The following is a 24,323-nucleotide window of genomic DNA, read 5'->3' as shown; positions in this document are numbered from 1 at the left end:
AGTCTAAATACTGAATCAATGAATTTTATTTTTTGTTTTTCTGAAAACAGTCAGTAATGCCATCAAACGCCACATTAGAGGCAGTAAAGAAGATTTTTACTGCTTATCTTGAAAATAAAAGTCTTCGAAAAACTCCAGAACGTTTTGCTATTTTGGAGGAGATTTACACAAGAGATGATCATTTCGACGTGGAGGAATTGTATATTTCGATGAAAAATAAGAAATATCAAGTCTCACGTGCTACAGTTTATAACACATTGGATGTGCTAGTAGAATGTGATTTAGTTTCAAAGCATCAATTTGGTCGAAACCAGGCTCAGTATGAGAAATCTTACGGACGTCGTCAACACGATCATTTGATTTGTACGGAATGCCATCATGTTACCGAATTTTGTGACCCAAGAGTCCAAACAATACAATCAATGGTAGGTGAAATGTTACAGTTTAATGTGATGCACCATTCATTGATTTTTTATGGTGCTTGTACTAAAACTGAATGCGAACATAAAAAAGCGATGTTAGCTGAAAGAGAAATGTCTAACAGAGACCACAATTAACATTATTTATCAACCACATAAAATCTGCCATATCATTCGGGTTATGAATGATATGGCAGATTTTATGTTTTCTAGGAAATTATTTTGAAATACTCATCACTAAAACTACAGCATTATTGAAATTCTTGTGAGGTTTTATTTTTGTTTGTTTATCTTTGCGACTTTGATTAGGTGGTTTATTCTTTTTTGATTTTTCTGTTTCCTGTTATCTTAACGTCAGGAGGGAACTGGTCTGCCACCGCCAGATGCTTCCTTCGTGAGATTGACAACCAAAAAACAAAAAAATGGCAGTAGATGTATTGTTGGGTTTGCAGTGGGGTGATGAAGGAAAGGGTAAAATAGTAGATGTTTTAGCCCCTAAATATCAGGTAGTTGCACGTTTTCAAGGTGGCCCAAATGCTGGACATACCCTTGAATTCGATGGTTTTAAACATGTTTTGCACCAAATTCCTTCTGGAATTTTCCGTCAGGATGTACAAAACATCATTGGTAATGGCGTTGTACTCGATCCAATTATTTTCAAAAAAGAAATTGATGGACTTGCTAAGTATAATTTGAATGTATTGGAAAACTTAGAAGTTTCTAAAAAAGCTTCTATTATTCTTCCAACACACCGTTTGTTAGATGCTGCTTACGAAAAAGCGAAAGGTGATGCCAAAATTGGTTCAACTTTGAAAGGAATTGGACCAACTTATACCGACAAAATTTCTCGTCAAGGTTTAAGAGTTGGTGATATGATTTCACCAAACTTCAAAGCAAAATACGATGCTTTGGTGGCTCGTCACAAAGCGGTTTTAGATGTTTATCATTTTGAATACGATCTTACTGCTGCTGAAGCTGATTTCTTTGAAGCAGTAGAATTTATGAAACAATTCCGTTTGGTAGATTCTGAGTATTCAGTAAATCATGCACTTACGGCTGGAAAAACAATCTTGGCAGAAGGTGCTCAAGGAAGTTTATTAGACGTTGATTTTGGTTCATATCCATTTGTTACTTCTTCAAATACAATTTCTGCTGGTGCTTGTACAGGTTTGGGCGTTGCTCCAAAAAATATTGGCGAAGTTTACGGTATCTTCAAAGCTTATGCTACACGTGTAGGTTCTGGTCCATTCCCAACAGAATTAATGGATGAAGTAGGTGAAAGAATGCGTCAAGAAGGTCGTGAATTTGGTTCAACTACTGGTCGCCCTCGTCGTTGTGGTTGGATTGATTTACCAGCATTGAAATATGCCATGATGATTAATGGCGTTACGCAATTGGTAATGATGAAGGCAGACGTATTGAATATTTTTGAAGAAATTGAAGTATGTGTAGCTTATAAATTACCAGATGGAACAATTACTGAGCAATTGCCTTACGACATGACTGATACGATTGTAGAACCAGTATATGAAACCTTGAAAGGTTGGAATTGTTCATTAGAAGGCTTAAGAACTTTTGAAAGCCTTCCAGCTGAATTAACGGGCTATATTAATTTCTTAGAAGAAAAATTAGGCTTACCAATCAATTTCATTTCAACCGGTCCAGACCGTGACGAATGTGTATTGAAAGGTGCATTGGCTTAATAAGCAATATAATATTTCCAAAAGGTTCGACAGTTTTTTGTAAATTGTCGAACCTTTTTATTTGCGATTTAGTAAATCAGAAGTAATCGATTTACATTTTACTTATCCCATGATATACACAGAAGAAAATATAGAAGCTTTCAACGAACAAGCTCGCTTGAAGTTTCCTGAAAATAAAAAGTTTTTCGATAGACTTAAAAATAAAAAAATCAAGAAATTGGACGAAGCTTTTCATCCTGTTCATGATGAAGTGTTTGATGAAGTAGATTGTTTGAAATGCGGAAATTGTTGTAAAACAACGAGTCCAATTTTTACAGATATTGATATTGACCGCATTGCAAAACATTTGCGTATTCGTCCTGCACAATTGGTAAAAGAACATTTACATTTAGATAGCGACCATGATTATGTACTGAATGTTACGCCTTGCACTTTCTTGGGTTCGGATAATTATTGTTCTATTTATGATGTCAGACCAAAGGCTTGCCGGGAGTATCCACATACTGATCGTAAAAATATTGCAGGAATTTTACCACTTACTTTAGAGAATACTAAAGTTTGTCCAGCCGTTTTTGAAATTGTAGAACAGCTCAAAAAAGCGGGTTTAGGTAATAAAGGAGGAATTGTAGAATAACTTTGACAACAAATAATGATAAAAAAGTACAAATAGTTCCCCTCAATAATACAGGATAGTACATAAAAAGACGTAATTCGTTTTTAGTTTGTATTATCCACTGATAAAAATTCCGTATTTTTGACACCACAAAACTTTTACTATCACTATACAATACAAAATAATGGCGGCAGTCGAGTACTTAGGCATAGACATTGGCGGAACGAATGTCAAAATGGGCATCGTAAATTCAGAAACGGGTCAGATTTCTAATTTTTATAGTCACGATACTGTGAGCTGGAGAAAATCAGGGCATTTTGAGGATCGTCTTGGAGAAGCAATCGGTTTACAATTAATCGACAATAAAAATATTACAAAAGTAGGAATCGGCTTACCGGGAATGATTAATTCGGCAAGAGTAACGCCACTTGAAATTACAGCAATTCCAGAGTTAAATAACGTACCTTTAGTTGAAATACTTAAAAAGCGTTTTCCAGCAGTTGACTTTTTCCTTGAAAATGATGCTAATGCAGCAGCGTTAGGAGAGTTTTATTTTGGTGAAGAACGTATCGACGAAAGCTATATTTTCATTACTTTAGGTACTGGTGTTGGCGGTGCAGCAATTATTGGTAAAAAAGTATTTTCTGGAGGTAGAGGAAATGCAATGGAACCAGGACATACTCCTTCAGTGAATGGTAAAGTATTAGAAAGAAATATTGGCAAAAATGAGTTGTTAGACCTTGCAAATTCGATGAGAAAAGAGTTTAGAGGAATTACTCAATTGCCAGATGATGGTACAATTTCTACGACTGGCTTAGTAGCCTCTGCTTCTGAAGGTGATGTGTTGGCATTACAAGTATTTGCTAAAGTAGGAGAGTTGCTAGGCGAGAATTTATGTCACTTAGTGGCTATCCTTGATATTAATTTAATCCTAATTGGCGGAGGTTTATCTGCTTCTTTTGATTACATTTTACCATCAATGACAGCTAAGATGGAGCACTGGTTAACGAAATATCATGCTGATGGTTTGACCATCAAACGTGCTACTTTAGGCAACGATGCAGGTCTTTTAGGGGCTGCTTCATTATGTTTTTAATAATATTCTTTAAATAATTATAGTAAATCTTTTCATAGTAATGCGGTATTAAAAAAATGTTTGATAATCTAATTTTTATCATCATCTTTGCACCGTTTTTCTAACCAAAATTCGTTCTAAAAATGGCAGACATTGCAGAAAAAGTAAAAGGCATTATCGTCGAGAAGTTGGGCGTTGACGCAGCAGAAGTTACTCCAGAGGCTTCATTCACAAATGATTTGGGTGCAGACTCATTGGATACAGTAGAATTAATCATGGAATTTGAAAAGGAATTCAACGTTTCTATTCCAGATGATCAAGCTGAAAATATCCAAACAGTTGGTCAGGCAATCACATATCTTGAAGAAAACGCCAAGTAATCTGAACTTCTTTATGTGCTAATTTGAAAGTAAAATTATTGATTCTTCCTGAACCATAGTTTTATAGACAGATTAGCACATTTTTATTGATTTTCAGGTTAATTATGCTCAAATTTGAGTATTAATTATATGCTTAGATAAAAGCCCAAGAAGGTAAAACCAAGAAATTTTAAATAATAAGATGAGTTTGCTGACAAATTATTCAAATATCATCTTTTGTCTTTCGTCTTTTATCTAATATAAAATTAGTTAAATTTTATTTTTCTCATGAAGAGTTTTAAAAGAGTAGTTGTAACGGGAATAGGTGCGTTGACTCCTATCGGAAATACTGTGCCAGAATTTTGGGATGGATTAAAAAACGGTGTCAGTGGTTGTGATAATATCACAAAATTTGATGCTTCAAAATTCCGTACTCGCTTTGCTTGCGAATTGAAGAATTTTGACGTTACAAAATTTATTCCCCGCCAAGATGCTCGTCGGATGGATCAATTTACGCAATACGCTGTTGTTGCTGCTGATGAAGCCATTGTGGATTCAGGTCTTGATCTTGAAAATATAGATAAAAATAAAGTAGGTGTAATTTGGGGTTCTGGTATCGGGGGCTTAAAAACTTTTGAAGAAGAAATGATTTACTTCGGAAAAGGCGATGGTACTCCTAAAATCAATCCTTTCTTTATCCCGAAAATGATTGCCGATTCAGCATCTGGTAACATTTCAATTCGTCATGGTTTCCGTGGACCAAACTACGTAACAGTTTCGGCTTGTTCTTCTGCTAACAACGCTATTATTGATGCTTTTAATTATATCAGATTAGGGCGTATCAATATTTGTGTAACGGGTGGCTCGGAAGCGGCTGTAACGATTGCCAGTGTGGGTGGTTTTACTGCTATGCGTGCAATGTCGGAACGTAATGATGACCCTAAAACGGCTTCTCGTCCTTATGACAAAGACCGTGATGGTTTTGTTGTAGGCGAAGGTGCTGGTGCATTAATCCTTGAAGATTATGACCATGCGATTGCTCGTGGCGCAAAAATCTACGCAGAATTAATCGGTGGAGGTTTTTCTTCAGATGCTTATCACATCACAGCACCACATCCAGAAGGTTATGGCGCATTACTTTCAATGAAAGATGCCCTTGATGATGCTGGAATCCAACCAGAAGAAGTAGATTATATCAATACTCATGGTACTTCAACACCACTTGGTGACCCTCAAGAATTAAAAGCTATTGTAGATTTATTTGGTGAGCATGCTTACAAAATGAACATTAGCTCGACAAAGTCTATGACTGGGCACTTATTAGGTGGGGCTGGAGCTATCGAAGCTGTTGCTTCAATTTTAGCAATGCAACATCAAATTGTTCCACCAACGATTAACCACTTCACGGAAGATCCAGAAGTTGATAATCGCTTGAACTTGACTTTAAATAAAGCACAAGAAAGAAAAATTGATGTCGTTTTAAGTAATGGTTTTGGCTTCGGAGGTCATAATGCTACAGTTATTTTCAAAAAAATATAGCTTTATCGTTGATAGTGCATTAGAGGATAATTGATAGTAGTTAAGGCGAAGTCAAATTTTTTTATTAATGTTGTAATCTCCTTTAATCAGCTTTGGCTATCAGGGTTTAACTATCAATTATCATTTTAAAAATATGCTATCACCAATTATTGATTTTTTTTCAAGTGATCCTAAAGACAAAAAGCTAAAAAATGCAGTAGAACATATTATCGGAGAGAATCCCTCGAATTTAATGTTGTATCGATTAGCTTTTATGCACTCTTCAGTATCAAAAGAAACAATAGCTAAAGGTTACAAGGATTCTAATGAACGTCTTGAATTTTTAGGAGACTCAGTATTAGGGATGATTACAGCGGAATATTTGTTTAAGAAATTTCCTTTTAAAGATGAAGGTTTCCTAACTGAAATTCGCTCAAGAATGGTTAGCCGAGAGTCTTTGAATGTTGTGGCTAGAAAAATTGGTTTGGACAGGCTTGTAGAATATGATGGAAATCGTAAAACAGTATTGACCAGAACTTCTATGTACGGCGATGCACTCGAAGCTTTAATCGGTGCGATTTACTTAGACAAAGGCTTTCGATTTACAAGGTCGTTTATCATCAAGAAAATACTTACTCAGCATTTTGATATTGAAACGGTTGTACAAAACAATCCTAATTTTAAATCAATTGTCATTGAATGGGCACAAAGAGAAGGCAAACCAATTAGGTTTGAAATTATCGAAGAAGGCTCAAAACATAATAAAGAATTTACTGCTACCATTTTTGTGAATGAAGAAGCCTTTTCGATAGGACAAGGTTATTCCAAGAAGAAAGCTGAACAAACAGCGGCCATGAAAGCCTGCGAAAAGCTAGAAATTAGTTAATAAAAGAACCTGTGAACTTCACAGGTTTTTTTGTGGACTTTGTTGTGTAGCTTAATAATTACTTCAAAACGTTCAAAGAAAACGTCTTTTGAAGGATTTATAGATTAGTTTCTTTTATTTAATAATCTTTGGTTCAATTTTTGCGTTTACTCTAATACTTGTTGCTCTGTTATGTAATATAGGCTTGATTGGAGAAATCACCCTTCTTTCTGACTTATTAAAATATTAACTTTGTTAATAAGTATTATTTATTACGATATTTCAAATAGTTAAAAAGACCCTCTAAGAAATCATGAAGTTAGATTTTTCGGCAATCGAAAATTACGGACAGCAATACGCCGCACGAGTTTGTGATGATTTTTTTAATAGAACTGCTACCATTAATGGTCAACAAATCTTGAAGCTGAGTAACGTTGCACAAGTAAATATGTTTGTGGTGAGCGATTTGTTCGAGAAATGGAAAGCAGATACAGAAGCGTTTAAAAGCCCTTACTTTAATTTTGATAATGACGACGTAAAAGCTGCTCTGAAAGCTTTTATGAATACGGCTTCACAACATATTATGGTAAAACGAGAGCATTTTGAACCAATGCTATCGAAAGCAGTTGTTAGAACTATCATTCTTTTACTTGACCCAAGTAAATATTTCGATGATTTTGTCAGAGATTCTCCAGAGTTTACACTCACCAAAGAGCGTTTGGCGCAACTTGTAAAATATACGAAAATCAACAACCATATTGCGAAGTCGATGGCGGAGAAAATGGGAAGCGATGATAAAGTATATGTAACAGTTGCCTTGAATTGGCTAAAGGAAATCAGCGATAAAGTAGAATTTGAAAATGCAGATAAGTTTTTTGAAATATTATCAGCAAAAGTGCCTTTCAGAAAAGAAGATTTTATCAAAACTACTGTAAAAGTAGTAGAAGAAATTCCTGTGAAGAAAGCCACTCAATCTTTTTTTGACATTGAACCAGAAGAAGATTTAGACGATGAAGATGTGCCTTTGCCAACGGTTGATAAAATTCAAGCGGAGATAGATAGAAAAGGAACGCCAGCAGAAATCAAATTACCCGGAATTGACCGCCTCAATGATACTTTCATTGGCGATTTACCAACGGTGAATGATTTGCTGAAAAGAGATGCCATTGTTGGAGGTACTCCATTAGCAGATTTAGCTTTCAATCGCCCCATCAAGAGTATTGCCGATGGCGTAAGTTTAAATCAGAAGTTTGTATTCATCGGTAAATTATTTGACGGAGACATCAACGCATACAGCAATGCCATTGATAAAATTGATGCTTGTGGAAATTTATCGGATGCTAAAAGTTATATGAATAAGTTTTTAGCACCAAAATATAATTGGATTTCAGTAGCAGAAGAAGCTAACGATTTTTTAGAAGTTGTCGCTAGAAAATTTCAGTAAAAATATTTAACTTGTTAGTACAAAGCGATTTAAGAGATGCTTTTGGTTTAAATACTCAAAGCATCTCTTTTTTTGTACTGCACATTAAATATTTCTACCATGAAAAAAATCCTACTCCTCACATTGAGCATTGTAGTTTATACGCAAATCAATGCTCAAGAACTTTCTACACAAGAAAGTAATATTCGTAATCTCATTCAGGAAATCTTAGGAAATCCTGTTGATGGTGTTTCCGAAGAATTATTCGAATCGCTCTATCAAAATTATTTGAATCCTTTAGATTTGAATACAGTCTCTCGACAAGAATTAGCTTCCCTTTACTTACTTTCCGAAAAACAATTGAATGCCTTTTTTACTTATCGTGAAAATGTTGGAAAACTATTGTCAATCTATGAATTGCAACCCATTCCCGATTTTGATTTGCCGACTATTTATAAATTCATTCCCTTCGTGCGGGTAAATGCTGATGGATTTTCTATCAAAACTTTTCAAAATAGCTTACAAAAAGCCAATCAGTACTTCTTGTTGAGATACACGCAATATTTGGAAACCAAGAAAGGATTTACCGAACCAGATGCACGCAGTAAAGTGCGTTATGAAGGTTCGCCGATGAAATTATATGCACGTTATAAAATTGCTTTACCCAAAGATTTTAGAGCAGGTTTCACCATCGAAAAAGATGAAGGCGAAAGCCAAATTACAGATTTTACTTCTTTTCATTTCCAAGTGCAAAACAAAGGACATTGGAAAAACATCACTTTGGGCGATTATCAATTACAATTCGGACAAGGATTGGTTTCTGCTGCTGGATTCTATTTGGGCAAAGGTGCCGAAACTGTTTTAACGACTCGCCGAAACCATCTTGGCGCTCGTCCATATTCTTCGGTGATGGAAAGTAATTTCTTTCGTGGCGGAACTGCTACTTATCAAATTCATTCTTTTGATTTTACCGCTTTTTATTCTCGTATCAAACGTGACGCAAATTTGGAAACGTATCCCAATACCGACGTCGCTTTTGTTACTTCGCTTCAAACTTCTGGTTTACATCGCACGCCTTCTGAAATTGCTGACAAAGCTTCTTTAAGGGAAGAGAACATCGGTGTAAATATTAGTTATCATAACAAAAGCAATACTTTGCAAACGGGAATTACTTTGTTGCAAACCAATTTTAGTTTGCCCTTGATTAAAGCGGATAAGGTTTATAATCAATTTGAGTTTTCTGGGAAAGAGAACTTCTTAGCAGGCTTGCATTGGAGTTATCATTTCCAGAATTATAATCTCTTTGGTGAAATCGCTCGTTCAGAAAGTGGTGGAGTAGGGGCAGTAACGGGTATGTTAGCCAGCCTGAGTAAACAAACAGATATTTCGGTACTGTTTCGGAATTATGATAAAAATTTCCATAGTTTTTACGCCAATGGTTTTTCTGAAAACTCCCGAAATATCAACGAACGGGGAGTTTATACGGGCATCAAACACGCTATCAATAGAAAATGGTCTGCTTCGGCTTATTTCGATTATTTTTACTTTCCTTGGTATCGTTATTTGGTAGATAAACAACCAACCAAAGGTTTTGATTATTTGGGACGATTGACTTTCCAACCGTCTAAAAAGCTACAGGCTTATCTGCAAATCAGGCAGGAGAATAAGGAAGAGAATACCAAAATCTCGGAAACGTATTTGGATAAAGGGAAGGAGAAAACCAGAGAAATCACCGTGGTAAGGGAAAGAACTAAAAGGGCTTTGTTGGTGAATGTAAATTACAAACTCTCTAAAACTTGGGAGTTTCAAACAAGGGCTTCGGCAAGTACTTTTCAGTTTGATGGACAAGCCCTTACCAAAGGTTTTGCCATTGTCCAAGATGTCAATGCAGATTTTGGTCGGATTGCTTTATCGAGCAGAATCGCTTTTTTCAAGACGGATGATTATGATAATCGACAATATTTCTATGAACAAGATGTCCTCTATGCCTTTTCCTTTCCTGCTTATTACGAACATGGTTTTCGGCATTATCTCTTGGCGAAATACAAAATCAATCGGAATGTGGATGCTTGGATTCGTTGGGCAAGGACGGATTTATTGGGCGATGCCCTTACTTTTGGCTCAGGTTTAGATGAAATCTCTGCTCCGCATCGTTCAGAAGTGAAAGTACAGTTGAGATTACATTTTTAGCAAATCTATGAGGTTTTTAAAACCTCATAGGTTTAAAATTGACTTTATTTAGTTTGGGGCATCGACAAACCTCTGTCATTCATGCCATGAGTGGATAAACATTTTTCGTATCATTTTTTGAAAATTGTAAAAACGTTTCCAACCAATTAAGGGAAAAGTGCATCTTTAGTTTGTTGCGCTAAAAAAGCCAATATAACCTCATAATCACAACCTTTTTAAATGAAAACTTTAAACTCATGGCTAATACTTTTTGTAAGTATTATCAGCCTCTTTGCCTGCAATAGTGAAGAAATTATTAATCAAACAAATCCACAATTACATGTTTTAGGTCATACTGTCGGTAACACCAATAGCGACGGTGTCGTATTGTGGAATGCTGAAAAAACGGTAGATATGAGTGCCACTGCTACAGGTTTAGATATAAAATTTGGCTATTATCATAATCAAGATATTTATATCGGCGGTTCTTATAAATACCGAAAAAACCAGCAGTTAATTACTGCCATCAACAGTACAGAGTCCAATGCAATGGTGATAGCTTATAAGGTTTTTCAGAATCAGTTAAGTTATTTTTATCGTTCTACGCCTGGGGGTTTTACCAGACCTAATTTTTACCTACAAGAAGGCAATAATACTGTTTTAATTGCTTCAAACAACCAAGGCGCTGTGCATAACCTTGCTGATATTACTAAACTTGATAATGAGTATTTTGCCGTTGGCACACAAGGTATCAATGGTGTTGTGAAATCGGTCATGCTTAGAATAGCAGGTGGTACACAACAATCTATTAGTCTTTCAGAGGATGATAGTTTTAGTCCAAGATATATTTATGCCAACAAAACAAAGTTGTATATTGTTGGTGCTTACTTTGAAGCGAATAGCAAATTATACATAGCGGTATTAAAGCTAAACCCAGATGGGTCGGGTAAAGAAATTATTAAGCTTGCAAAAGCAAATGCACAAAGCAATTACGGTAGCCAATCGCCAATGATTTTTGAAGGAGATGATTTTTACCTATCAGGTATGAATAATGGGAAGGCTTGCTACTGGAAAAATAATGCTGAAGGACTTCAGTATTTTAGTAATGTAAATGGCTCAATAGCCAATAGCCTTGTTAAGCATGGAAATGATGTGTATGGAGTTGGTTATGAAAACGGAGCTTCAACATGCTGGAAAAACGCATCAACCTACGCAAAGCTTAACATGAATGGAAAAGACATACAGCCATTGCATATCTTTATTAAGTAAGTATAACAAACCTATGAGGTTTTTAAAACCTCATAGGTTTAAAATTGACTTTATTTCAATAGGGGTGGACTTAAGCCCACCCCTATTGAATATAAAGTGATGAGAGGTTTAAACATTATACTTCAAAACCAATTCATTAAGAGCCTTTAAAATTTTATCATAATCGCCATTAGGATTAATGATGTTAAAGGCTTTCAATACATCAATCAATCTTCTATAATCCTCGATAGCCATTGTTTTTTTGTCTTTAAAATTCTGGTCTGGTTGTACAGATAGTTCCATGTTACGAGCCACATACACTGCATCAAAGGCTTCATTCGCTAATTTCAATTCCTGTACCCATTCTGTTAAATGCAGTTTGTTCAAGGCTGTACTTACAATAGCATCACTTTCAAAATCATTTATCAAGCTTCTGGTAGTAGCGGTTTGGTCTCTATATACCTGTCTGGTAATTCCTTTTCCATGTCTAGCAAAAGTTTTTAGAATAGCTTTAGCGGCATCCTCATAGCTTTTGTCAAAATGTCTGGCATAACATTCCACAATTCCCTGTATAGATAAGGTTGCGGCATCACGACGAGTATCCAAATTTTCTAAGGATTCGGTATTGTCATTCTTTTTGGCTAAAGAAAACAATGCCTCAAGCGACTCTACATCGGTAGCAATCTTGGCTACTTCGGTGTTAATTTTTAATGCTTCTACATCAAACTTGTTGCAGATAGTGACTACTGTACTTAGAAACGTAAGCAAGGAAGCATTACGGTAATTGGAGAGTTTTGGAGAAGTAATCATGTGTGTATGTTTAATTTAAAGTGTATCTTTCAAAATAATAGAGTAATCCTGTAAATAATATTTGAATATAATAAATAATAGAATGCTAAGTGCTGATTGATAATGAATTAACAAAATATTTTTTCCTGCACGTTGCAGGAGGGTATCATCGCTTGATGTTTTGCTCCTGCAACGTGCAGGAAGGTTTCATCGCATGATGTTTTGCTCCTGCACGTTGCAGGAAGGTTTCATCGCATGATGTTTTGCTCCTGCACATTGCAGGAAGGTTTCATCACCTGATGTTTTGTTCCTGCACGTTGCAGGAAGGTTTCATCGCATGATGTTTTGCTCCTGCACATTGCAGGGAGGTTTCATCGCATGATGTTTTGCTCCTGCACGTTGCGGGAAGGTTTCATCGTCTGATGTTTTGCTCATAAATACTCATGGTATGAATTATATTTCATTTGGAGAAGTGACAAACCTCTGTCATTCATGCCATGAGTGGTGCATCTATCAGAATAAAATTAAAGCGATAAATACCGAATAATAAATACTTAGGATAAAGCTATTTACGGAGTTTTATATTAAAAATTAATGTGATACTTTAGGTGAATGGAAAGTTAATCGTATTTTAATTATATGACGAGTCTTCTCCTATTTTAGGAAGTTTGCAGTTATTATAAAGACTATTAAATATGAAATTAAAAATTGAAAAAATACGGAAAGTATTAAGTGACAATAAGATTTTTTTTGAAGTAATAGTTGCTACCTTACTATCTTTTATGGCAATAAAAGTTTCAATTGAGGCAAATCGAATAGCTGATAATCAAACAAAGATTATGTATGAGGAAAATTTACCGCAACTGGAAATTAGAATGACGCAAGAGTATAATACTCAACTTAAAATATATGACAATGATGTTTGGTTATTCTTTAATAGAGGAGGCAAATTATCCGACTTTGACACAAAGGAATATTCGTTTTATAGATTTACTTACCGTCCAGACTATGATACATTGAACATTCCTCTTGATAGTTATTTAAACATGAGAGGTATTATAACAGGGGAAAGTGAGGGATTGGTTTATCAAATAGACAATAATCACCATGGTGCTAAAGAAATAGTTCTGAGAGACAGTCTTTCAAAATTTGGTTATTATGATATTGATACTTATGTCGCTATTTACTATAAAGACATATTTGATGAAAAGCATGAAGAGTTTTTTCAAATAAGTCCTGGGATAAATAAAATTAATAAACAGACTTGGGATAGAATTGAAGCAAGCTATAAAGGAGATAAAAATAGGTATTCATTTCCTAATTTAAGTGCAAAGAATGTTGTTGACATGACAAGAAATAACAGTCGTTGACAAGGTATTTCTCCAACTGGTCTTAGGTTTTCCTAAGACCTAAAATAGAGCGTCCCACTCTAAATTTATGAAGAGGAGTATTTAACATTAAGGAGTCCATGCAAAAACTTCAACAAAGGCTTTCATTTTTTTTAATGGTGATTTTGATAATCACTGGTTGTGTAAATTATAATCAAGAAGATAAAGAGCAAGTTATCAATCATTCGGTTGATGTTTCTATGAACTATGTATATAAAGATTCAAAACCCAGATTAATACTAACGTTTGTAAATAAAACGGATACAGATTATATGATTCAAGAATGGCTTTACTCTTGTGTTGAAATAGAAAATAGGAAGTCAAAATATGAGCCATGGTATCATAATGAAATGTGGATGGAATCAGAACAAGCAATAAGTGGAATTGAAATGGGAACTATGGATAAAGAGGGGAACTACGAAAAACAAGACCTAGACGACATCATCAATTTTCAATTAGTTATTCCTAAGCAAGAGAGGGTAGTAAAAATGATAACAGCAGGCTTTGTAGAATCACTCATCAAAGATGGAAGAGAAGTAAGAATTAGATTTAAATATGATATTAACTTTACGATGGATATCAATAAGCCTAGAAGTTTACGAGGAGAAAAACTAGAAAATGCTATCGTAACGGGTTATTATTATTTAAAATAGACTATCACTGGCTGTTTCAAATCTTTTTTCTCCAACTAGTCTTAGGCTCTCCTAAGACTTAAAACATAGAAGAGCGTCCCGCTTGAAATTTGTTAAAGGAATTTATATTTTACAATAAACACGACTATGAAAATAATATTAATCATTTTATTGGGGTTATTTGCCTTGGAAGGATATGCCCAAACTCACAAGGTTATCGTAAATTCAGACGGAACACATTCCATCCTTGTTGATAATGGTAGTACCAAAATAATTGTGAACCCTAATGGAACACACTCTACAGTTGTTGGCGAAGGTAATATCAAGACAATCGTGAATCCTGATGGAACGCACTCTACACTTATTGACAACGGTAACACTAACACAATTGTGAATCCGAATGGAAAAATTACCAAAGTTATTGGCAAGGGTAGTACTAAAACTGTCGTGAATGCTGATGGAACACAGACCATAATAGTTGGTAACGGTAATACAAAGGCAATTGTAAATCCAGATGGAACGCTTCATGCCATTATTGAGAATGATACTATTACGACAATTGTAGATTCAAAGAAAAACGCTCAGCATAGGTAAAAGAGAAAATCAAGAAGCGTAGAAAAAAATATTAAAAACGAAGACCAATAAGAGTGTCTTTTCATTATTTCAAGTCGTCCTCTTAAGACGTAAAATATGGAAGAGCGTCTCGCTTGAAATTTGTTGTTGGGGTGTTTAAATTGTGTTTGGAGACACAGTCAATGGCTGAGAAGTAAAATTATCACGTTTATAATTACACATGAAAAAACATTATTCTTAACTTATAAATAAACAAAAAACATCAACGGCATTCGTAGCAGCATCTTGGGTAGCATTAGGTACAGGAATTATTGGTTATTTAGCTGGACTCTTTGGTTCGGAAATGCTCTTGAACGAAAAAGGCTATTATTTCACAGTTTTAATGTTTGGATTATTAGCTGTGGTTTCGCTACAAAAAAGCGTTAGAGATAGGCTTGACGGTTATCCAGTAACAGACATTTATTACAACATTTGCTGGTTTGCAACAATTTTATCTATTGCTTTACTAATCATAGGGCTTTGGAACGCTACATTATTACCGAGCGAGAAGGGATTTTATGCTTTTGCATTCTTATTAGGTATATTTGGAGCGATTGCAGTTCAAAAAAATACAAGAGACAATTTACCGACAAATAAATCTGAATAGAATCTAATTGGTCTCCAATTAGTCTTAGGCTCTCCTAAGACTTAAAACATGGAAGAGCGTCCCTTGCTGTTCCATGTCTTTTTTGACTTGGAACGATAAATAAAATACAGTCTGAGACTGCAAGCGTATTTGTAATTCAACGTTTTAAACTTTGAATAGCGGAGACAACGTAAATTATCATCACACCCAACAATACAAAATTTTACTAAACTTTATTCATCAACAAAACAGCTAAAATGAAGACAAAACATGTTCTTTTATGCCTTGTATTATTTCTGACGAGTAATATGGTTTTTGGACAAACTAAACAAGATAGTTTAGCAATCAAACAAGCCGCTCTTGACTATATAGAATCTCAACACAAGCCAAATCCTAAACAAATGGATGGGGCATTACACCCTAGAATGGTTAAACGTACTTTTTGGAAAGACAAAGCAACAGGAAAAGATTATGTACGAGAAACGACAACTGAATCGATGGTTTTGCTGGCAGAAAGTTATAATAAGAATGGCGACAAATTTCCTTCGTCACCTAAAAAAGAAGTTATACTGCTTGACGTTTCAGAGCGTACAGCCTCTGTAAAATTAATTGCAGACGAATGGATTGACTATATGCACATTGTGAAACTTAATGGTACTTGGAAAATCATTAATGTTCTTTGGCAGTATAAAGACACCAAACAGCATTAGTGATTTCGCCTTGAAACGATAAATAAAATGCAGGAGCTGTCTGCAAATACTTTTACAAACAATATTTCTTTTAGCATTAAACAATTAAAATATGCTTACCGACATCAATCCTAAACTTCCCATGCGTAATAAGGCTATTACAAGGGATTTTTATATTAATCAATTGGGCTTTCAAGAATTTGGGAGCGCTGATTTTGAAGGTTATTTGATGGTACAAAAAGATAATATTCAAATTCACTTCTTTGAGTTTACAGCACTAGACCCCAACGAAAACTATGGTCAGGTATATATCCGAACAGATGATATTGACCAATTGTACCAAACGTTTTTAGCTAACAAAACAAGTATCCATCCAGCAGGACATTTACAGCTAAAACCGTGGGGACAAAAAGAGTTCTCAATCCTAGACCCTGACAATAATCTGCTAACTTTTGGGCAGAGTGTTTAAGCAAATTAAGGTTTAGAAGTATTAAGCATAAAAACCCCGAAGGGCTAAAAGAATTATTCAGTAAGTGATAATTCTTTTAGCTCTTCGGGGTTTGTGCAATATTCTTACTCTTTACAAATCAAAGCCACACATTGGGCAGCTATGCCTTCGCCACGACCTACAAAACCAATGTGTTCGGAAGTAGTAGCTTTGATAGCAATATCTTCTTCGGGAATGTTCATTACTGCTGCCAAACAGGTTTTCATAGCTGGAATATGCGGATTGAGTTTGGGTTCTTGTAAAATCACCGTTACGTCGAGATTATTCACTTCCCAACCTGCTTCACGAATCATTTCTAATACTCTTTTTACCAAAATCTTAGAATCGACGCCTTTGTATTTTGGGTCTTTGTCCGAGAAATGGTAACCGATATTGCGCATATTGGCAGCTCCCAAAAGGGCATCACAAATTACGTGACAAACGATGTCGGCATCTGAATGCCCAACAGCTCCATGTGTGTGGGGAACGATAATTCCACCCAACCAAAAATCTCTTCCTTCTTCCAGACGATGTACGTCGTAGCCTTGTCCTACTCTTAGTTTCATGTTTTAGCTTTGAGTTGTGAGCTGTAAGCTTTGAGTTGTGAGCTGTGAGCTGTGAGTTTTTTGTTTTCCAAAATCTCAAAGCTCATATCTCATTGCTCACTGCTCAAAGCTCATCGCTTATTACCTTCTTTATTAAAAACGGATGCGACCATGGCACGAAATGATTCATGGTATCTACCCGTACGATTTCTACTTTAGCTGAATTGACCAACATTTTTTTGGCAAAATCTGCATTTTTCGGATTCACCAACATATCTTTTCCTCCTTGAATCACGATAACGGGTTGCCGAATATTTTTCCACAAAGGTAACATCTTTTCTAATTCTGGTTTCAAAAATAAGATTTCGTCATTAGAAGCCCGAAAAGAGGCAGGAATTAATACTCTAATGGGCGTAAATGCCATCGGAATTCTAAACCATTTTTCGTTGGGTTCTAAATCTGGAGCGATAGAACCTGCTACGATGATGAGTTTATCTATCAATTCAGGATACTCCATCGCCATTTTCGCAATGACTGGGCCACCCAAAGAATGTCCGATGAGGATGATTTTTTTACCAAAACGTTTTTCATAAGCAACGATGGGTTTCAGCAACTCTACTTGTGTTTGTAAAGACTTTTCACCCTCGCCAAGCTCAGATGCTCCAAAACCGATTCTATCAACCGAAACCATTTTTACTTTTTTCAACAGAACAGTATCTTTCATAAAATCAATAAAAGCCGTCCAAGAACCGGGCGAACCATGCACAAAGAAAGCGACAGGCAAAGAATCATTCCCGATTTCGGCAAAGTTCATTTTTCTTCCTTGTACTTCTATTTGACGTTGGATTGGCTTTTGCTTGAAGCCAATAAAAGCTTTATCAATTTCCTGCTGACTCATTCTGAAACTGAAACAAGAAGACAAGATTTGTGAGAAGATAAAGAGAATGATATATGCAATGAGTAGCCTTTTCCCGATTTTTAACATTTTTGTCTGATTCATTTTAAACTGAATAACCAATTGATTCCTCAAAAATACTGATAACAAACAAAGTATTTTACTTAAACAAAAAGCCTTGCAGATACTACAAATATCTACAAGGCTTTGTTTGGTGAAAGTATGATTAATGACATTTCAAAGTATTTTTTTGTATATGTCATTTAATGTAAATGATACATCAAAGAAAGGTAAATCAATACGTTCAGTCTTGTCAGTAAAGAAAAGGTATTCGAAAATAGCTCCGTTTCTTCTATACAATTCGATGATTGGTTCTTCTTGTGAAATCAATAAATAATATTGTAGCGTTGGTATTTTGGAATATTCTTTCAGCTTTTCGTTTCTATCAGTTTTTTCAGTTGTTGGAGAAAGTATTTCTGCTACTAATACTGCTTGATGAACAGTATATTCATCTTCATCATCAATCGTTGGTACAACCATTACATCGGGATAGCGATAGCGTTTACCTTTTACGGTACTTAAGCGTACATCTTGAAAGTAAACATCAAAAATTTCTTGGTTCAGTAGTTGTAACAGTAAAGCGTAAAGACTTCCAGCGATACGATTTGCAATTTTCTTTTCTCCAGGCATTTCAATAAGGTGTCCTTCTACAAATTCATGCTTTACTTCTGAGGTTTTTTCCAGCTCGAAGTATTCTGTTACAGTATATATTTTTTCAGAAACGGTCAGCATAACATTTGATTTTTATTAAATAAAAGTAAAAAAAATATGCTTTAAAATCAAGAAACCCCACAGAATAACAAGTATTTGTGGGGTTTCGTTTTAAGGAATATGGTTGAATATCTTATGCGTGAGCAGTAGCATTTTTACGCTTATATAAGTATAAGCCAATGAAAGCAGCAATTAAGATAATTGGGAAAATCGCCATATTTTGCAAAGTTGCTTGTCCTGCAGCTAATTCAGCAGCATCACCTGTCAATCCAGCTTCGGCAGCTTTAGCCGTTTCGCCATCTAACCATGCACCAATGATTGGTTGGAAGATAGAAGTAGAGAACATACCCATACCACCCATGATAGAAAGACCAAAAGCACCAGTACGAGGTAGGTTTTCAGCAACGAAGCCAATCATCGTTGGCCAGAAGTAACATACGCCAATTGCGAAAATTACTGCTGAAACATAAACCATAGGACCAGTTGCTTGGCTCATTAATACAACACCTATTGTAGCAAAAATGGCTGATGCCAATAATACGCCTGTTGGGTTGATAGAGTGAACGATAGGCCCAGCAAAGTAGCGACCTACTGCCATTAAACCAGTTACCAAAGCCAAAATAATCATTGGACTTGCACCAGCTTTACCAAGAATTGGACCAATCCATTGTTCTGGACCGAATTCTGAAATCGCTGTTAAAGCCATACAAGCTAACATGAAAATATATAATGGTGATAGCATTGCTTTGAAGTTCTCGCCAGTAGAAACTGCACCTTCGTCTTGACTAGCTGGAAATGCTTGACCGAAGAATAAAAAGGCATAAATAACAGCAGGAACTAAAATTGCACCGATTTGTAATTGCCAGCCCATGTTTGCAGAAGTCATGAATTGAGAAAGCAAACTACCGATTACAATACCACCTGGAAACCACATGTGGAAACGGTTTAACATTTTGGTTTTCTCGTTTCCTTCGTACATATCCGAAATCATCGGATTACAAGCAGCTTCAACAGTACCATTCCCGAAACCAACGAAGAAAGTTGAGATTAGTAAAGTCCAAAATCCACCAGAAAAGATAGTCATTATTAAACCTAAAACGTGTGTTACAAAAGCAACCCAGATAATTTTTTTAGGACCAAGTGCATTATAAAGAGGGCCACCGATAATCATTGCGATAGGAAAGCCCAAGAAAGCCATTTGATTTACGTAACCAAGTTCTTGTGACGAAAGGTTGAATTCTACACCGAGTTGAGTAAGGACACCTGCACGGATACCGAAAGCCATTGCCGTAGTAATTAAGGCAAAACAACTTCCTAAGAAAAGTTTGTCACGGTTAACGATTTGAGACATAGTTGATTAGGGATTTAAAATGTGTTTGAATAATTAGGAATCTTAGATATGTGAAAAATCATCAAAGAAAAATCTATCAAAAAAACGAATTTTTTTTCAGATTGTCTGTAAGTTCTTATCAGTATTTTTATGAAATTTTGTACTTAGTTTATCACAAGAAAGGAATTTATTAAAATACTATGCGGTAAATTTGTGGTAATAAAATACATAAAACAATTACTTACCGACTGATTGATACGAAAAATGGCAAGAAAAATTAGAATGGGTATGATTGGTGGAAGCTTGGAAGCTTTCATCGGAGCTGTTCACCGTCGTGGAGCGGCATTGGATGGCGAAATTGAATTAGTTTGCGGAGCGTTTAGTTCTGACCCTGCAAAGTCAAAAGCTACGGGTGAAGCATTATATCTTTCTCCCGACCGTGTTTATGGTTCATTTGAGGAAATGATTTTGGCAGAAAAAGCATTACCAGAAGGAGAAAGAATGGATTTTGTTTCTATTGTTACTCCAAACCATGTTCATTTTCCTGCGGCAAAAATGGCTTTAGAAAATGGGTTTCATGTGGTATCTGATAAGCCTGCTACCTTAAATTCTAAAGAAGCTTATTTATTAAAAGATATTATTGAGGAATCAGGATTGATTTATGCTTTAACGCATAATTACTCTGGGTATCCGATGGTGAAAGAAGCAAGAGCTTTGATTAAAGCTGGTGCAATTGGTAAAATCCGTAAAGTAATTGTTGAATATCCACAAGGTTGGTTGGCACAATTGGTGGAGGCAACTGGACAAAAACAAGCCGCTTGGAGAACCGACCCAGCAAGAAGTGGAGCAGCTGGTGGAGTAGGAGATATTGGTACACATGCCGAAAACTTGGCTGAATATATTACAGGTTTAAAAATTACTGAGATTTGTGCTGACTTAACGATTTTCGTAGAAGGTCGTCAATTGGATGATGATGCCAATATGCTTTTACGTTTTGATAATGGAGCAAAAGGGATTTTGCACAATTCACAAATTTGTAATGGAGAAGAAAATGATTTGAATATCAGAGTATATGGTGAATTTGGTGGTTTGAAATGGAAACAAATGGAGCCAAATACCTTGATTTTGACAAATCAAGAAAATGGTTCAAGAATTATCCGTACTGGTGTGGGTAATTTATCTAAAGCTGCTCAAGCGCATACTCGTCAGCCAGCAGGTCATCCAGAAGGATATATTGAAACATTTGCCAATATTTATCGTAATTTCACTTATGCACTTCGTGCAAGATGGGGAGAGGAAGCACAGAAAAATGCTACTGGTGGTTTGAATGGAGAAGGTGAAAATACATCGGGCTACGATCCAGAAATCCATGATTTCATGGGAATCGAAGAAGGTTTACGTGGAATGGTGTTTATTGATACCGTTTTAAAATCAAATGCAGCAGGTGCAGTTTGGACTAAAATGGAAGTATAGTTTTACCTGAAATAGAAACACCCTCCTGATAACTTTTTGTTTGCTTTGGAGGGTGTTTTTTTATGAATTGCAAAATAGATTCATTGAACCACATTTACCTCAAATTCAGTACTTATTGATTTTATTTTTTGATTCAATAAATTAGCCCGTTCTAGTAAAAAACCAGCAATTCCTTCAATTGGTCTTTCATGAGTTTCATTTAATAACTTATCTACTTCTAAACTCAAAGCTTCGATTTCTGAATTACTTTTAGCATCATCTATTCTCAGGAAAATAGCTTTTAGTTTTTCAAGAGTTTTCATCACGAATATTCTTTTTGAGTTCTACTAATACATTTATTTTAAATAAAACGAATATTACTAATTTTAACGCTTCACAGCCGCTTTTAAAGCATATTTTTCTGGATTTTTATCAAACATTTCTTTGCAAACAATACTACAAAAATGTACTTTTTTGCCCTGATAAGTAGAAGTGTTTTTAGCGTCTTTTTCTACGTGCATTTTGCAAATTGGGTCTTTCCCTTCTTCCAGAATTACTTCTTTCTTTACTTTACTAATGGTGGCTTTTGCCACTTTATTGGGTTTTTCTTGCGAATACGCTACGTTTCCGATGGCTGTAAGTACAGCGAAGATTAAGATTATCTCTTTCATTTTTTGATTGAATTGAAAAAATTAGATTTGATATTCAATGGTCGCTTTTATAAGCTTAATGGTCTGCACAAATTTACGGAATATACTATTATGTTTTTTAACAGCTTATCTTTAATTAAATTTGTCTGACTGCCTTTTTATCAATAGGCTATTCGATGAATAACTGCTTTAAAATGAGATGTCTCAAATGACTAAAACTAATTTAACAAAATATCAAGTTGTGTTTCTCCATATTGCATTTTGGGCTTTTATGTTGGCTTTACCTTTTTTGTTACAATCTCAAAATGCAGAACCTGTTAAATCAATTATTCGTCGTCCTCCGCCGACACCCAAAGTATCAATTACTACTTTTTTCGCCATTTTTACTTTATTGAATATACCGTTTTTTTACTTGAATAGTAATTTCCTAATTCCTAAGATTTTAAAGACAAAAGGTATTTGGTGGTATTTGCTTTCAATTGTTATACTCATTGCTTCAGTGTTTTTGCTGACAACAATTGTGAAAAGTGTTTTTTTACATGCAAAATTTATCCCCAAAACAGGTTTTACTTTTCAGATACTTTTCTTTCTAGCAATTAGTACTTCTTATCGCATTGTGTCTGATACTCTGGAATATGAAAAATCGAAAAAAGAACAGGAAAACGAAAGGCTAAAATCTGAATTATCCTTTTTACGCTCGCAGATTAGTCCACATTTTATATTTAACGTATTAAATAGTATCGTTTCACTCTCAAGAAGAAAACCAGAAAAAGTAGAACCCGTAGTCGTAAAACTTTCTGATTTAATGCGTTACATGCTTTATGAATCTGATGATGCAATGGTAACTTTAGGGCGAGAAGCTCAGTACCTCAGAGCTTATATTGAGCTTCAACAATTACGTTTTGGCGATGATATTGCAATCAATTTTGAAGTTGGAAATTTAGATAAAAATCAAACGATTGAACCCATGTTATTGATTCCTTTTGTGGAAAATTCTTTTAAACATGGCGTCGGCATGATTTCGAACCCAACCATTGAAATTACTTTGACAACCCAAAAAAACAGTTTGACATTTGAAGTAAGTAATAAAGTAAATAGACAGTTTATAGAGAAAAAAGATGAAGCTTCTGGTATTGGTCTTGCCAATGTAAAACGTAGGCTTGAATTACTTTATCCAGAGAATCATCAGTTAATCATTAAAGATCAAGATGATTATTACAAAATAAAGCTTGTCATCATTCGTAAAGATGAATTGGCTTAATTTGATTTTGTAATTTTCCAATAGCACAAAAAGAGTATCTTTGAAGATAGATAAAACATATTTTACTCTTTCAAAGTGTTGAAATGTGATAAATAAGATTGCTTATGCTGAATTGTATTGCCGTAGATGATGAAAGTCTAGCCCTTGATTTACTTGAGGACAATATTAATAAAATACCATTTTTGAAACTTGTAAAACGCTGTAAAAATGCTTTTGATGCGATTGAAGTTTTACAAAATGAACAGATAGATTTGATATTTCTGGACATACAAATGCCCGGTATTACTGGCGTTCAGTTTTTGCATAGCTTGAAAACGAAACCAATGGTAATTTTTGTTACGGCTTATAAACAATATGCACTTGAAGGTTTTGAATTAGATGTAGTAGATTATCTTTTGAAGCCTATTGATTTTGAAAGATTTTTAAAAGCGGTCAACAAAGCGTCTGAATTATATACTTTACGAAATAAACCACAAGTAAGCGAAGAGCCTGTAGTAGATAAAATATCAGCCATTTTTGTAAATGCTGATTATTCATTAGTGAAAATTAAGGTTTCAGAAATTACTTATATTGAAGGTTTGAAAGACTATATCAAAATCTACACTTCTACTTCTTCAAAGCCTATTGTTACCAGAATGACGATGAAAGCTATTGAAGAGAAACTCCCAACACCCGATTGCTACAGAGTACACAAGTCTTTTATTGTTTCCTTAGATAAAATCGAATCTATCAGAAACTTAAAGATTAAAATTGGTAATGCACAAATTCCCATCAGCGAAAGTTATTCAGAAGGCTTTTTTAAAAGCATCGGTCAATAAGTAAGCATATTGCTCGTTTTCATATC

The 24,323-nt window shown here is 35.1% G+C and carries 26 protein-coding genes; 19 read left to right on the top strand and 7 right to left on the bottom strand.

The features are described from left to right. Positions 1-56 precede the first annotated feature (56 nt). The 10 genes from VB798_RS04860 (at position 57) to VB798_RS04815 (ending at position 11,413) form a co-directional block, all read left to right on the top strand. Positions 57-557 carry a Fur family transcriptional regulator gene (locus VB798_RS04860; protein WP_184128870.1) on the top strand — a complete coding sequence of 167 codons (501 nt, stop codon included), beginning with the start codon at positions 57-59 and terminating at the stop codon, positions 555-557. Between the two features lie 284 nt (positions 558-841). After that, entirely contained in the window at positions 842-2,122 is a 1,281-nt protein-coding gene (locus VB798_RS04855) for an adenylosuccinate synthase (protein WP_323256532.1), read from the top strand. Between the two features lie 109 nt (positions 2,123-2,231). After that, positions 2,232-2,756: a YkgJ family cysteine cluster protein gene (locus VB798_RS04850; protein WP_323256530.1), complete on the top strand. Its 525-nt coding sequence runs from the start codon at positions 2,232-2,234 to the stop codon at positions 2,754-2,756. Positions 2,757-2,919: 163 nt separating this feature from the next. Further along, positions 2,920-3,831: an ROK family protein gene (locus VB798_RS04845; RefSeq protein ID WP_323256528.1), complete on the top strand. Its 912-nt coding sequence runs from the start codon at positions 2,920-2,922 to the stop codon at positions 3,829-3,831. Positions 3,832-3,953: 122 nt separating this feature from the next. Further along, entirely contained in the window at positions 3,954-4,190 is a 237-nt protein-coding gene (locus VB798_RS04840; protein WP_184128888.1) for an acyl carrier protein, read from the top strand. 267 nt (positions 4,191-4,457) lie between these two features. Then, the gene (gene fabF / locus VB798_RS04835) at positions 4,458-5,708 is read left to right on the top strand and encodes a beta-ketoacyl-ACP synthase II (protein ID WP_323256526.1); all 1,251 of its coding nucleotides are present in this window, start codon (positions 4,458-4,460) and stop codon (positions 5,706-5,708) included. A gap of 133 nt (positions 5,709-5,841) precedes the next feature. Continuing rightward, positions 5,842-6,573, top strand: a complete 732-nt coding sequence (gene rnc, locus VB798_RS04830; protein ID WP_184128894.1) for a ribonuclease III — start codon at positions 5,842-5,844, stop codon at positions 6,571-6,573. Positions 6,574-6,865: 292 nt separating this feature from the next. Then, positions 6,866-7,996 carry a hypothetical protein gene (locus VB798_RS04825; protein ID WP_323256524.1) on the top strand — a complete coding sequence of 377 codons (1,131 nt, stop codon included), beginning with the start codon at positions 6,866-6,868 and terminating at the stop codon, positions 7,994-7,996. A 99-nt stretch (positions 7,997-8,095) separates the two neighbouring features. Beyond that, entirely contained in the window at positions 8,096-10,165 is a 2,070-nt protein-coding gene (locus VB798_RS04820; protein WP_323256522.1) for a helix-hairpin-helix domain-containing protein, read from the top strand. Positions 10,166-10,384: 219 nt separating this feature from the next. Beyond that, entirely contained in the window at positions 10,385-11,413 is a 1,029-nt protein-coding gene (locus tag VB798_RS04815) for a hypothetical protein (protein WP_323256520.1), read from the top strand. A gap of 108 nt (positions 11,414-11,521) precedes the next feature. Here the strand turns inward: VB798_RS04815 and VB798_RS04810 are convergent, their stop codons facing one another. After that, entirely contained in the window at positions 11,522-12,202 is a 681-nt protein-coding gene (locus tag VB798_RS04810; RefSeq protein WP_323256518.1) for a DUF6261 family protein, read from the bottom strand. 674 nt (positions 12,203-12,876) lie between these two features. Between VB798_RS04810 and VB798_RS04805 the strand changes: the two genes are divergently transcribed. From VB798_RS04805 to VB798_RS04780, 6 genes are all read left to right on the top strand, one after another. Then, entirely contained in the window at positions 12,877-13,551 is a 675-nt protein-coding gene (locus VB798_RS04805) for a hypothetical protein (protein ID WP_323256516.1), read from the top strand. 98 nt (positions 13,552-13,649) lie between these two features. Next, the gene (locus VB798_RS04800) at positions 13,650-14,222 is read left to right on the top strand and encodes a hypothetical protein (protein ID WP_323256514.1); all 573 of its coding nucleotides are present in this window, start codon (positions 13,650-13,652) and stop codon (positions 14,220-14,222) included. A gap of 126 nt (positions 14,223-14,348) precedes the next feature. After that, positions 14,349-14,795: a hypothetical protein gene (locus VB798_RS04795; protein WP_323256512.1), complete on the top strand. Its 447-nt coding sequence runs from the start codon at positions 14,349-14,351 to the stop codon at positions 14,793-14,795. 223 nt (positions 14,796-15,018) lie between these two features. Then, positions 15,019-15,420 (top strand): inner membrane protein YiaA, encoded by a 402-nt coding sequence (yiaA, locus tag VB798_RS04790; protein WP_323256775.1) that lies wholly within the window; start codon positions 15,019-15,021, stop codon positions 15,418-15,420. A 236-nt stretch (positions 15,421-15,656) separates the two neighbouring features. Next, on the top strand, positions 15,657-16,109 hold the full coding sequence (locus VB798_RS04785) for a nuclear transport factor 2 family protein (protein ID WP_323256511.1): 453 nt from the start codon (positions 15,657-15,659) through the stop codon (positions 16,107-16,109). 91 nt (positions 16,110-16,200) lie between these two features. Then, positions 16,201-16,557 carry a bleomycin resistance protein gene (locus VB798_RS04780; RefSeq protein WP_323256508.1) on the top strand — a complete coding sequence of 119 codons (357 nt, stop codon included), beginning with the start codon at positions 16,201-16,203 and terminating at the stop codon, positions 16,555-16,557. 104 nt (positions 16,558-16,661) lie between these two features. On the opposite strand, the gene ispF is transcribed toward VB798_RS04780, so the two are convergent. The 4 genes from ispF to VB798_RS04760 all read right to left on the bottom strand — a co-directional run bounded on the left by ispF (position 16,662) and on the right by VB798_RS04760 (position 20,137). Then, complete coding sequence (gene ispF, locus VB798_RS04775; RefSeq protein WP_323256506.1) at positions 16,662-17,141, bottom strand: 2-C-methyl-D-erythritol 2,4-cyclodiphosphate synthase; 480 nt, start codon at positions 17,139-17,141, stop codon at positions 16,662-16,664. Positions 17,142-17,244: 103 nt separating this feature from the next. Beyond that, entirely contained in the window at positions 17,245-18,120 is an 876-nt protein-coding gene (locus tag VB798_RS04770) for an alpha/beta fold hydrolase (protein ID WP_323256504.1), read from the bottom strand. Between the two features lie 132 nt (positions 18,121-18,252). Then, a complete protein-coding gene (locus tag VB798_RS04765) occupies positions 18,253-18,807 on the bottom strand; it encodes a Uma2 family endonuclease (RefSeq protein ID WP_323256502.1) in 555 nt (184 codons plus the stop codon). A gap of 112 nt (positions 18,808-18,919) precedes the next feature. Beyond that, the gene (locus VB798_RS04760) at positions 18,920-20,137 is read right to left on the bottom strand and encodes an MFS transporter (RefSeq protein WP_323256499.1); all 1,218 of its coding nucleotides are present in this window, start codon (positions 20,135-20,137) and stop codon (positions 18,920-18,922) included. A gap of 261 nt (positions 20,138-20,398) precedes the next feature. Here VB798_RS04760 and VB798_RS04755 point away from each other — a divergent pair, with 261 nt between their 5' ends. Then, positions 20,399-21,589, top strand: coding sequence for a Gfo/Idh/MocA family protein (locus VB798_RS04755; RefSeq protein ID WP_323256773.1), 1,191 nt, complete (start codon positions 20,399-20,401; stop codon positions 21,587-21,589). 80 nt (positions 21,590-21,669) lie between these two features. Here VB798_RS04755 and VB798_RS04750 read toward each other — a convergent pair whose 3' ends face one another. Next, positions 21,670-21,891 carry a hypothetical protein gene (locus tag VB798_RS04750; RefSeq protein ID WP_323256497.1) on the bottom strand — a complete coding sequence of 74 codons (222 nt, stop codon included), beginning with the start codon at positions 21,889-21,891 and terminating at the stop codon, positions 21,670-21,672. A gap of 63 nt (positions 21,892-21,954) precedes the next feature. Further along, positions 21,955-22,239 (bottom strand): YHS domain-containing protein, encoded by a 285-nt coding sequence (locus VB798_RS04745; RefSeq protein ID WP_323256495.1) that lies wholly within the window; start codon positions 22,237-22,239, stop codon positions 21,955-21,957. A gap of 187 nt (positions 22,240-22,426) precedes the next feature. On the opposite strand from VB798_RS04745, the gene VB798_RS04740 reads away from it, so the two are divergent. After that, positions 22,427-23,479, top strand: a complete 1,053-nt coding sequence (locus VB798_RS04740; RefSeq protein WP_323256493.1) for a sensor histidine kinase — start codon at positions 22,427-22,429, stop codon at positions 23,477-23,479. 104 nt (positions 23,480-23,583) lie between these two features. After that, positions 23,584-24,297, top strand: a complete 714-nt coding sequence (locus tag VB798_RS04735) for a LytR/AlgR family response regulator transcription factor (RefSeq protein ID WP_323256491.1) — start codon at positions 23,584-23,586, stop codon at positions 24,295-24,297. The last annotated feature ends 26 nt before the right edge of the window (positions 24,298-24,323 follow it).

Source organism: Arcicella lustrica (genome assembly GCF_034930985.1).
Lineage (GTDB): Bacteria > Bacteroidota > Bacteroidia > Cytophagales > Spirosomataceae > Arcicella > Arcicella lustrica.
This window is presented reverse-complemented; position numbering and strand designations above follow the sequence as displayed.